Annotated in this window: 1 protein-coding gene; it reads right to left on the bottom strand. The window is 61.9% G+C overall.

The features are described from left to right. Window positions 1–75 precede the first annotated feature (75 nt). The coding region (locus tag AC5ZG5_RS46335) for an IS3 family transposase (protein ID WP_456647281.1) at window positions 76–700 on the bottom strand (625 nt) is incomplete at its 5' end.

Raw genomic sequence — 700 nt, 5'->3', positions numbered from 1 at the left:
TGAAATGGACCCGCGGAGCGGGACCGCTTGAACCGGTTTGTTAGTTGGAAACTGACCGCTCCTGATCCCTTTCTATCACGCAGCCAGAGACGCTGTCTGCTGCAGTTGCTGTGGGCATGTGGTCAACGCGGCAGCGTTGTCCACCATGTCCACAGCCTTCGCGGCCTGCATCCGTTCGCGCCAGACCGCCATCGGGGTGCGATAGCCGTGCGCCTGATGAAGGCGACGATCGTTGTAGAAGGCGATCCAGCTTGCGACCCCTGCCTTGGCCTCGCGGCCGTCGGCATAGCCTCTGAGATAGATGTCCTCATGCTTGAGCGACCGCCACAGCCGCTCGATGAAGACGTTGTCCATCCAACGACCGCGGCCATCCATGGAGATCTTGATCCCTGCACCCGCCAACGCGCCGGTGAAGGCCGCACTGGTGAACTGACTGCCCTGGTCGGTGTTGAAAATCTCCGGCGTGCCGTACTTCGCCAGCGCCTCTTCCAGCGCCGCCACGCAGAACGAGACGTCCATCGTGTTCGACAACCGCCACGCCAGAACCGCACGGCTCGCCCAGTCGATGATGGCGACGAGATAAAGAAAGCCGCGGCCGATGGGCAGATACGTGATGTCGGCCGCCCATACCTGGTTTGGTCGGTCGATCGTCATGTTGCGCAACAGATAGGGATAGATCTTGTGGCCCGGCGCCGGCTTG

The sequence above is a fragment of the Bradyrhizobium sp. Ses1 genome (assembly GCF_059512365.1).
Note: the sequence above shows the minus strand (reverse complement) of the source record. Positions and strands in the feature narration are given on the sequence as shown.